This window comes from Mesorhizobium sp. M1312 (assembly GCF_040318115.1).
Lineage (GTDB): Bacteria > Pseudomonadota > Alphaproteobacteria > Rhizobiales > Rhizobiaceae > Mesorhizobium.
The window spans coordinates 118,079-126,345 of the sequence record NZ_JAMYLQ010000020.1; the positions used below are offsets into that span (position 1 = coordinate 118,079).

An 8,267-nucleotide genomic window follows, 5' to 3' on the forward strand; every position below is an offset into this window, starting at 1 on the left:
AAGATCGCGGCCACCAGTTAGAACAGAGAAGGTATTTTTTCCTGTTCTGAAGGAGAGCAAAAGTGCTCTCGCATGACCGCGTATGGGCCGCAATCGATGCTCTCGCCGAGCGTTATTCGCTCTCGGCCTCCGGGCTGGCGAAGCGCGCGGGCCTCGATTCGACCGCCTTCAACAAGTCGAAGCGGCTGTCCTCGGACGGGCGGCCGCGTTGGCCGTCGACCGAATCGCTGGCCAAGATCATCGAGGCGACGGGCGCCTCGCTCGACGAATTCACGGGACTGGTCGAAGGCCGGGGCGAAACCGTTCCCGGATCTCTGCCCGCACAGAGGTCTTCGGTGCCGCTGCTCGGCTTCGCCCAGGCCGGCGCCGGCGGCTTCTTCGATGATGCCGGTTTTCCGGCGGGGCAGGGCTGGGACCTGATCGAGCTTCCGGCACAGGCGACCGAAACCTCCTATGCGCTGCAGGTCCAGGGCGATTCCATGCTGCCGCTCTACCGCAACGGCGACGTGCTGATCGTCGAGCCGGGCGCTGCCACCCGCAAGGGCGACCGGGTCGTCGTCAAGACCAATGATGGCGAGGTGATGGCCAAGGTGCTGGACCGTCAGACGGCGAAGTCTATCATGCTGGTCTCGCTCAATCCCGATCACCCGGACCGCGACATCCCCATGCACGATGTCGAATGGGTGGCGCGGATTGTCTGGGCAAGCCAGTAGGGGGCGCCGGTGCGCCCGCTTCATGCAGCCGCTGCGGTGTTGACGATCCTGGTTATGGGGGCCGCGATCGCCGCCGGCGGCCGCGCCGTGCTGCATCACGAAAACGGCCGTGTCGCAGCTCGAGCGCGGGCCGGCATGGCGGCGCAATCCGAAGCGCCTGCCACATCAGCGAACCCGCGACCCAAGGCGGCGAGGCCGGAGGCGCATTCCAGGGCCATCGATCCCGAGGTCGTCGCGCCGCCGCAGCTTCAACCCGACGAGCTTGAACGGGTCGAGCCGCGCGCGCCGCTGAGTGATTTGGCGCTGGCCAGACCGCCCAAATCGAAAATGCCCGACGACTGGAACGGGACAAAACTGTTCCAGCCGATTGCAACTGCTGCCGGTGTGATCGAGGCCAAGGGCTACTCGGTCGCGATTTCGGGTATCGACGTCGTCAGGCAGGACGAGACTTGCGCCGACGGCGGCAAGTCCTGGACGTGCGGCAGCCGGGCGCGCACGGCGTTCCGTGCTTTCCTGCGCGGCCGGGCGGTGGTTTGCGCGGTGCCGCCCGAAGGCGGCCGTGACCTGATCGCCGCCGAATGCCGCGTTGGCAACCAGGATGTCGGTCAGTGGTTGATCGAAAATGGCTGGGCGCGCGCAGCCAAGGGTGGCCCTTACGTCGAGGCCGGCGAGAAGGCGCGTACGGCGAGGAAGGGCATTTTCGGGCCGGCGCCCAGTCTCTCCGGCCTGCCTCCGGCACCAGCCCCTGTCGCGGCAACGCAGCCGACGCAGCCGATTCTCGATCCGTCGGCGACGGCTACGCCGCCAACCGAGACGACGGCTATGCCGCCAACTGACCAGCCAGCGCCTTCTGAATGAGCGCGCGGGTTTCTGCGATGCCGTAGAGCGCGGCGAAGGAACCGAAGCGCGGGCCGCGCTCCTGTCCGATCAGCACCTGGTAGATCATCTGGAAGAAGGCAACGGAGACGCCCGGCCCGCCTTCCGGGCTCTGCTTCGAATGGTCCTGATAGCGTTCGGTCTTGCGCGCAACGTTGAGGGCGGCATTCTGGATCACCTCGCCATCGGCATCTGGCGGCAACGCGGCGAGCGCCTCGGAGAGTTTCGTCAGCGCCTCGCGCTCGACCGCGTCGGCTGCTCGGTACACCTTGGCCGGCTTCACGAAATCGTCGAAATAGCGGATCGCATACTCGGCCAGCCGGTCGAGCTCGGGATGGGTCTTCGGCGTCACGCCCGATGTGTGGCGCGAAATGAACCCCCACAGCACGTCCTTGTTCTGGGCGCTCGAGGCACTGACCAGATTGAGCAGCAGCGCGAACGACACCGGCAGGTCGACGACAGGCGGGTTACCGTCATGCATGTGCCAGACGGGATTTCCCAGCCGCTCCTTCCACTCCTGCCGGCGATAGGCGGACAGAAAGGCGTAATACTCGTCCACCGCCTTCGGAATGACGTCGAAATAGAGCTTCTTGGCCTGCCGCGGCCGCTGGTACATGTAGAGCTCGAGGCTTTCGGTCGGCGCGTAGGTCAGCCACTCGTCTATGGTCAGCCCGTTGCCCTTCGACTTCGAAATCTTCTGGCCGCTCTCGTCCAGGAACAGCTCATAGACGAAATGCTCGGGCGCGCGCCCGCCCAGGATATTGCAGATACGGTCGTAGATCACCGCATTCGTCTGGTGGTCTTTGCCGAACATTTCGAAATCGACGCCGAGCGCCGCCCAGCGCATGCCGAAATCCGGCTTCCACTGCAGCTTCACCCTGCCGCCGGTTATGGGCAGCGTGGTTTCGGTGCCGTCATCATCGAAGGTGATAGTGCCGGCCTTGGCGTCGACATGCTTCATGGGGACGTAAAGCACGCGGCCACTTTTGGGGGAAATCGGCAAGAACGGACTGTAGGTCGCCTGACGCTCCTCTCCGAGCGTCGGCAGCATCACGCCCATAATCTTGTCGAAACGTTCGGCAGCGCGCAGCAGAACGTCGTCGAAACGGCCAGCCTTGTAGTATTCCGTCGCGCTGGCGAACTCGTAGTCGAAGCCGAACGTGTCCAGGAAACGGCAAAGCATTGCGTTATTGTGGTCTGCGAAGCTCGCATAATCGCCGCCGAAAGGATTGGGGACGGACGAGAGCGGCTTGTGCAGGTGCGGCTCGAGTGCGGCGCGATCCGGGACGTTGTCCGGAATCTTGCGCATGCCGTCCATGTCGTCGGAAAAGCACAATATCTTGGTCTTGACCGCGTCCCGGGTGAGGACGCGGAAGGCGTGGCGCACCATCGAGGTGCGTGCGACCTCGCCGAAAGTACCGATGTGCGGCAGCCCCGACGGACCGTAGCCGGTCTCAAACAGAACGGTCTCGGGAAAGTCAGTGTCTTTGTAGCGCTCGACGATCTTCCTGGCTTCTTCGAACGGCCACGCCTTGCTTTCAGCCGCTGCCGCAAGCACCTCGGGATTGAGATCGACGATGTTTGATCCCGCCATGTCACTGTTTTCCAAATCGTTCGCCGGCATCGCCGCAAAAGGGGGCCGGAAGAGGTTTTCAACCGGTCTCTAGGCGTGCCTGCCGTGGGCGTCAACGATCGCGGCTCTTTTTCCTTGCGGCGTCGGTGCCGCGTTCCTAACTTCGGAGCCCATTTGAGGAGTTTTTAAATGTCGTTGCCGCCGCATGAAGCCCTGATCTATCTGATGGTCATCACCTCCGCGTCCGATCGCGACATGACCGATGTCGAACTGGCGCGGATCGGCGACGTCGTTCGCTCATGGCCGGTGTTCGAGGATTTCGACCACGACCGGCTGGTCGGCGTCGCCCAGGACTGCCAAAAGATGCTGCACGAAAAGGACGGGCTGGAAGGCGTTTTGGCGCGGGTCGCTGAAGCGCTGCCCGAACGCCTGCTTGATACCGCCTATGCCGCAGCCTTCGAGGTTGCGGCCGTCGACCTCGAAATGCGGTTGGAGGAGGTGAGGGTACTGCAGCTTATCCGTCGCCAACTCGATCTCGACACGCTCACCGTCGCCGCCATCGCCCGTGCCGCCAAGGCCCGCCTGCGCACGTTGACTTGATCCAGGCCCTGAAGACTCAGAAAACTGACCGGGCCGGATCAGAAAAAACTGACCGGGAAATAGCGCAGATAAAATTCGGCGAAGGTGCCCTTCACCGAAATCTCCTGCAGTGCGTAATCGAACGCTGCGGCCAGCGCCGGATCGTTGGCCCTGGCGGCGATGGCCATGCCGGAGCCCAGATATTCTGGCGCCAGATACGGGCCGCCGGCAAAGCGGCAGCAGGCTGCGGCATCCGACCCGCCCAGCCAGAAGGCGAAGCGCATGCCGTCGCCGAAGGCGGCGTCGATCTTGCCGGCCTTGAGATCATCATAGAGCTCTTCCGGCCGGTCGAAGGGGACGACCTGAACGGTGTCGAAATAATCGCGCAGCATCCGCTCATGCGCGGAGCCGGCGACCACACCGACGCGATTGCCGCGCAGTCTGTCGAAGATCGGTTCCGTGAACGCCTTTGTCTTCGGCATGATGAAGCGCGCCGGAAACTGCAGGTAGGAACGCGAGAAGGCGAATTTCGACCGCGACTCCGGCGTGGCGGCGATGCCGGCAATGATCGCTTCGCCTTCGCCCTTCTGCAGCGCCCCTTCGAGCTCGGCCCAAGGCAGCGCCTGAATCTGGCATTTTTCCGCGATGCCGAGTTCGGCGCAGATGGCGCGCGCCAGATCGACGTGGAAGCCGGACAACCGGCCCGCCCCGTCGAGGAAGTTGAACGGCGGGAAATCGGTGGTGGTCAGGAATCTCAGACGCGGCAGCGCGGAAAGGTCAGGCTTCGGCAGCCGCTCCTTGGCATCCCACAGCACCGGCACTTGCGGCTCCGCGGCACGCGCTGCCGTGAGCCACTGTGCCCCCGTAATTGCCAGCATCAAGACGATGGTTGTCCACCGAATTGCCACGATCGAGCTCCGCGTTGTTCTGTCCAATGTGGCTTTTGGTACGAAAATGCCACAGGCACAACGGTTTTTGATTCCATCACGCCGATTTAGGGTTATGCTTCAGCGAGCTTGCAAACATGTGCGGCGTCGGCTGGAGGGTAGCCGCAAGGCGCTGCAAACAGAGAGGATCAGGTTTGTAATCCGGGGTCGATGGCAAAGTGCAAGTCAAGCGCTGGACTGTTGATCTCAACGCGGAAGGCAACATGGGGTAGATGTTGCAATGGGCCACTTCGATCGCACACTGGAATTCATAGATCAGCTGCAGCACGCCGATACGGCGGCGGCGGTCTGCCAAAAACTGCTTGGCATAACCTCGGAGTTCGGTCTGACGGCGCTTATGGCCGGGACAGTTCCGCAGCCAGGCACGCCGAGGGGGCAGCAAAAGGACCATGTGCTTCTCTGTGACTGGCCGGGAGAATGGCTGGAGCGCTATGTGGCGCGCAACTATATCGACCATGACCCCGTCGTCAGCCACATGAAACAGCTGCAGGCGCCATTCCAGTGGCGGGAAGCGTCTCAGGGCATTCGCATCGACAAGAGCAGCGGCGAAGTGATGGGCGACGCCAGTGAATTCAAACTGTGCGACGGCATGGCCTTCCCGCTGGTCACGCTCGATGGCCAGATCGTCATGGTGTCGCTCGGTGGCGAAGCCGTCGAATTGTCTGGCGCCGATTTCGGCCTGGTGTCGCTGGCCGCAACCTATGCGATTGGCCGCGCCATGCAACTCCACACGATGGCAGCCAAGACCATCGACCACGTCGAATTGACGCCGCGTGAGCGCGAATGCATGCAATGGGCCGCCGTCGGCAAGTCCGAATGGGAGATTTCACAGATTCTCGGCATTTCAGAACACACGTCAGAGAAACACCTTCTTAACGCCAAAAGCAAACTCGGTGCCGTCAACCGGGTGCAGGCGGTCGCGGAAGCGATAAGGCGCGGCTATATTAGCTAGCTCGGCCGTGCCGGCCTAGAAATTCTTGCCTACGTGATCGCGTAATTTTCTCGGGACAGCCCGGCCGTATCTTCCTATTTGAACCTAGGAGACGGCAGATGCTTTTTTCCCTTACCACACAAGAACTTATGGAACGTCCCGACCTTTGGGAGGCCGTTCATCGTTTGCGCTACAAGATTTTCGTCGAGGAGATGGGGTGGACAGATCTGCAGCGCCCCGACGGCCTTGAGATCGATCAGTTCGACCATGACGAGGCGGTGCATCAGCTCGTCATCCGCAACGGCGAGCTCGCCGGTTATCAGCGGATGTTGCCGACAACCCGGGCGCATCTTCTGACTGAAGTGCTGGCGGACCTCTATGAAGGGACGCCGCCATCCGGGCCGAACGTCTGGGAACTGACCCGCTATGGGGTGGCGCCGGGCTTTCGTGACGGCAAGCGCGGCGTTTCGACGGTCGGCACCGAGCTCATTGCCGGCTTCGTCGAGTGGGGGCTGAAGCGGAACGTCAACCAGGTGATCATCGAGTTCGAGCCGATGTGGGTCCTACGGGCGCTGCAGTTGCACTTCCTGGCCAAGCCGCTTGGCTACCAGCGCACCTATGGCAACCAGCAGGTCGTCGCCACACTGCTCACCTTCAACGAGCATACGCTTGAGGTGGTGCGTTCGCGTCGCAGTCATTTCGCGCCGGTGCTGGCCAGGGGATACCCCGACAGGCTCGGAATGAGGCAGGCCTCGTGAGAATTGGAGACAGCCATGAACATCCACCCGCAAACAGAGTTCCGCAATCATACGCTAATTGTTACGGTGTCGTCGGATGACGGCCGGCCGGTGCTGGACGGGCGAGCCTACGAAAGCCTGGCCAAGATATTCCACGAAGCCGCAATCGACGATGACGTGCGCGTCGTGGTGCTGCGCGGCCTTGCCGGCTGCTTCTGCCTCGGCGGCGATTTTTCCGAATTCCTCGATGCCACCAAGCATCAACGATTGATCGCCGCCGTCACCGACATGTTCCGCACGTTAGCGACGTTCCCCAAACCGGTCCTTGCCTGTGTCGACGGCGACGCCGTCGGCGTCGGCTGCACCATTCTGTTCCATTGCGACATGGTGATCGCATCTGATGAAAGCACGTTCCGGGTGCCGTTCGTCGATTTCGGCCTCGTGCCGGACGCGGCGACCAGCATCCTGGCGCCGCAGAAACTCGGTTATGCCGGCGCTTTCCGCTTCTTCTGCCTGGGCGACACGCTCAGTGCCGAGGACGCCAGGATGCTTGGCCTGGTCACGGAGATCGTGGTGGGCGATGTCGAGGAAGCCGCACTTGGCAGAGCGAGGCAACTCGCCAAGAAGCCGGTCGCCGCACTGCTGCAGACGCGCGACCTGCTCAAGGGCGACACAGGCGCGCTCTGCGATCGCATAGACCAGGAGATTTCGCTGTTTCAGCAGGCTTTGCAGGACGATACCACGCTGCGGCGGCTACAGCGGATTGCCCGGCTGGCGGCATGAGAAGTCATTCGGCAAAATGACAGGAACATCTGGAATCGTGGGGGGCGCGGGGGCGGGGGGGGGGCGCCCCCACGGCTTCAGGCCTGCAAGAAGGAAGGCCCTTCTCCGATGATCTTCTTGTCTTCCTTGCCGATGGCGTCGAGATCGCGGCCGTCATAGGGAAGCGACAACAGGATGCGCCGTATGATGGCAAGTCGCGCGCGCCGCTTGTCGTTGGCTCGCACGATGATCCAGGGCGCGAATCCCTCGTGCGTGCGTTCGAACATGAGATCGCGCGCCTTGGTGTAGTCGTCCCATTTGGTGATGCCGGCAATGTCGATCGGCGAGAATTTCCAGCTCTTCAAAGGACTCCAGCGCCGATCGTGAAATCGCTCAAGCTGTGTTTCCCGACCGATGTTCAGCCAGAATTTGAAGAAATGGATGCCCTCGTTACAGATCATCCGTTCAAAATACGGCGTCTCGTTCAGGAATTTCTCGCGCTGCTCCGGCGTGCAGAAGCCCATGACCGGCTCGACACCGGCGCGATTGTACCAGGAGCGGTCGAAGGTGACGAACTCGCCGGATGTCGGAAAGTGCGCGACATAGCGCTGAAAATACCATTGCCCGAGTTCGGTTGGGCTAGGCTTGGTCAGCGCTACGTTGCGCGCTGTCCTGGGGTTCATGTACTGGCGCAGCGCGAAGATCGTGCCGCCCTTGCCCGCGGCATCGCGTCCTTCGAACAGCGACATCACCCGCTTGCCCGTCGATTGCAGCCATGCCTGCGCCTTGACCAGCTCGATCTGCAGCCGCTCCAGCGTCTCGTCATACTCGTCGCTTTTCATTTTCTTGTCGTAGGGGTAGCCGCCGGCGCTCAGCTTGTTGTCTTCGACCCAGTCCGGAAGCTTGGGGTCCTCGATGTCGAACTCGAGCGCCTTGCCGTCGATGCGGATCTTCAGCGGACCTGGAACGGGCGCGGCGGCATCTTCCTTGGGGTTTTTCATCGAGACGAACCTTTCCAGTTTCCGGACTCATGCTATTGGGAGCCTTACTGCATCGGCCCGAAAATCGGAATCGATTTTCGGAAAGAACGATGCAGCAGATTAAAAGTGGTAGAGCGTCCTTTGTGCGTCCAATTGGACGCACAAAGGA

General features: G+C 62.1%; 9 protein-coding genes. 6 read left to right on the forward strand and 3 right to left on the reverse strand.

All coding sequences use genetic code 11. From position 1 onward, the window contains the following. The first annotated feature begins 62 nt into the window (after window positions 1-62). Both NKH36_RS22065 and NKH36_RS22070 read left to right on the forward strand, forming a co-directional pair. Window positions 63-713: a S24 family peptidase gene (locus NKH36_RS22065; protein WP_352964521.1), complete on the forward strand. Its 651-nt coding sequence runs from the start codon at window positions 63-65 to the stop codon at window positions 711-713. Window positions 714-722: 9 nt separating this feature from the next. Next, window positions 723-1,571, forward strand: a complete 849-nt coding sequence (locus NKH36_RS22070) for a thermonuclease family protein (protein ID WP_352964524.1) — start codon at window positions 723-725, stop codon at window positions 1,569-1,571. Here NKH36_RS22070 and NKH36_RS22075 read toward each other — a convergent pair. Continuing rightward, window positions 1,534-3,183 (reverse strand): lysine--tRNA ligase, encoded by a 1,650-nt coding sequence (locus tag NKH36_RS22075; protein ID WP_352964526.1) that lies wholly within the window; start codon window positions 3,181-3,183, stop codon window positions 1,534-1,536. The two genes, NKH36_RS22070 and NKH36_RS22075, sit on opposite strands and share 38 nt — an antisense overlap. 168 nt (window positions 3,184-3,351) lie before the next feature. Here NKH36_RS22075 and NKH36_RS22080 point away from each other — a divergent pair, with 168 nt between their 5' ends. Next, window positions 3,352-3,762 carry a tellurite resistance TerB family protein gene (locus tag NKH36_RS22080; RefSeq protein ID WP_292399336.1) on the forward strand — a complete coding sequence of 137 codons (411 nt, stop codon included), beginning with the start codon at window positions 3,352-3,354 and terminating at the stop codon, window positions 3,760-3,762. Between the two features lie 38 nt (window positions 3,763-3,800). Here NKH36_RS22080 and NKH36_RS22085 read toward each other — a convergent pair whose 3' ends face one another. Then, window positions 3,801-4,619 (reverse strand): ABC transporter substrate-binding protein, encoded by an 819-nt coding sequence (locus tag NKH36_RS22085; protein ID WP_352964544.1) that lies wholly within the window; start codon window positions 4,617-4,619, stop codon window positions 3,801-3,803. A gap of 289 nt (window positions 4,620-4,908) precedes the next feature. On the opposite strand from NKH36_RS22085, the gene NKH36_RS22090 reads away from it, so the two are divergent. The 3 genes from NKH36_RS22090 to NKH36_RS22100 all read left to right on the forward strand — a co-directional run bounded on the left by NKH36_RS22090 (window position 4,909) and on the right by NKH36_RS22100 (window position 7,139). Continuing rightward, window positions 4,909-5,640, forward strand: a complete 732-nt coding sequence (locus tag NKH36_RS22090) for a helix-turn-helix transcriptional regulator (protein WP_352964528.1) — start codon at window positions 4,909-4,911, stop codon at window positions 5,638-5,640. A 98-nt stretch (window positions 5,641-5,738) separates the two neighbouring features. Further along, on the forward strand, window positions 5,739-6,377 hold the full coding sequence (locus tag NKH36_RS22095; protein ID WP_352964530.1) for an acyl-homoserine-lactone synthase: 639 nt from the start codon (window positions 5,739-5,741) through the stop codon (window positions 6,375-6,377). Between the two features lie 15 nt (window positions 6,378-6,392). Then, window positions 6,393-7,139: an enoyl-CoA hydratase-related protein gene (locus NKH36_RS22100; RefSeq protein ID WP_352964533.1), complete on the forward strand. Its 747-nt coding sequence runs from the start codon at window positions 6,393-6,395 to the stop codon at window positions 7,137-7,139. A 77-nt stretch (window positions 7,140-7,216) separates the two neighbouring features. On the opposite strand, the gene ppk2 is transcribed toward NKH36_RS22100, so the two are convergent. Continuing rightward, on the reverse strand, window positions 7,217-8,119 hold the full coding sequence (ppk2, locus tag NKH36_RS22105; RefSeq protein WP_352964536.1) for a polyphosphate kinase 2: 903 nt from the start codon (window positions 8,117-8,119) through the stop codon (window positions 7,217-7,219). Window positions 8,120-8,267 lie beyond the last annotated feature (148 nt).

Coding starts and splice junctions, on each gene's coding strand:
- NKH36_RS22080 (WP_292399336.1), top strand. CDS start 3,352: ATGTCGTTGCCGCCGCATGAAGCCCTGATCTATCTGATGGTCATCACC.
- NKH36_RS22085 (WP_352964544.1), bottom strand. CDS start 4,619: ATGCTGGCAATTACGGGGGCACAGTGGCTCACGGCAGCGCGTGCCGCG.
- NKH36_RS22090 (WP_352964528.1), top strand. CDS start 4,909: ATGGGCCACTTCGATCGCACACTGGAATTCATAGATCAGCTGCAGCAC.
- NKH36_RS22100 (WP_352964533.1), top strand. CDS start 6,393: ATGAACATCCACCCGCAAACAGAGTTCCGCAATCATACGCTAATTGTT.
- NKH36_RS22075 (WP_352964526.1), bottom strand. CDS start 3,183: ATGGCGGGATCAAACATCGTCGATCTCAATCCCGAGGTGCTTGCGGCA.
- ppk2 (WP_352964536.1), bottom strand. CDS start 8,119: ATGAAAAACCCCAAGGAAGATGCCGCCGCGCCCGTTCCAGGTCCGCTG.
- NKH36_RS22095 (WP_352964530.1), top strand. CDS start 5,739: ATGCTTTTTTCCCTTACCACACAAGAACTTATGGAACGTCCCGACCTT.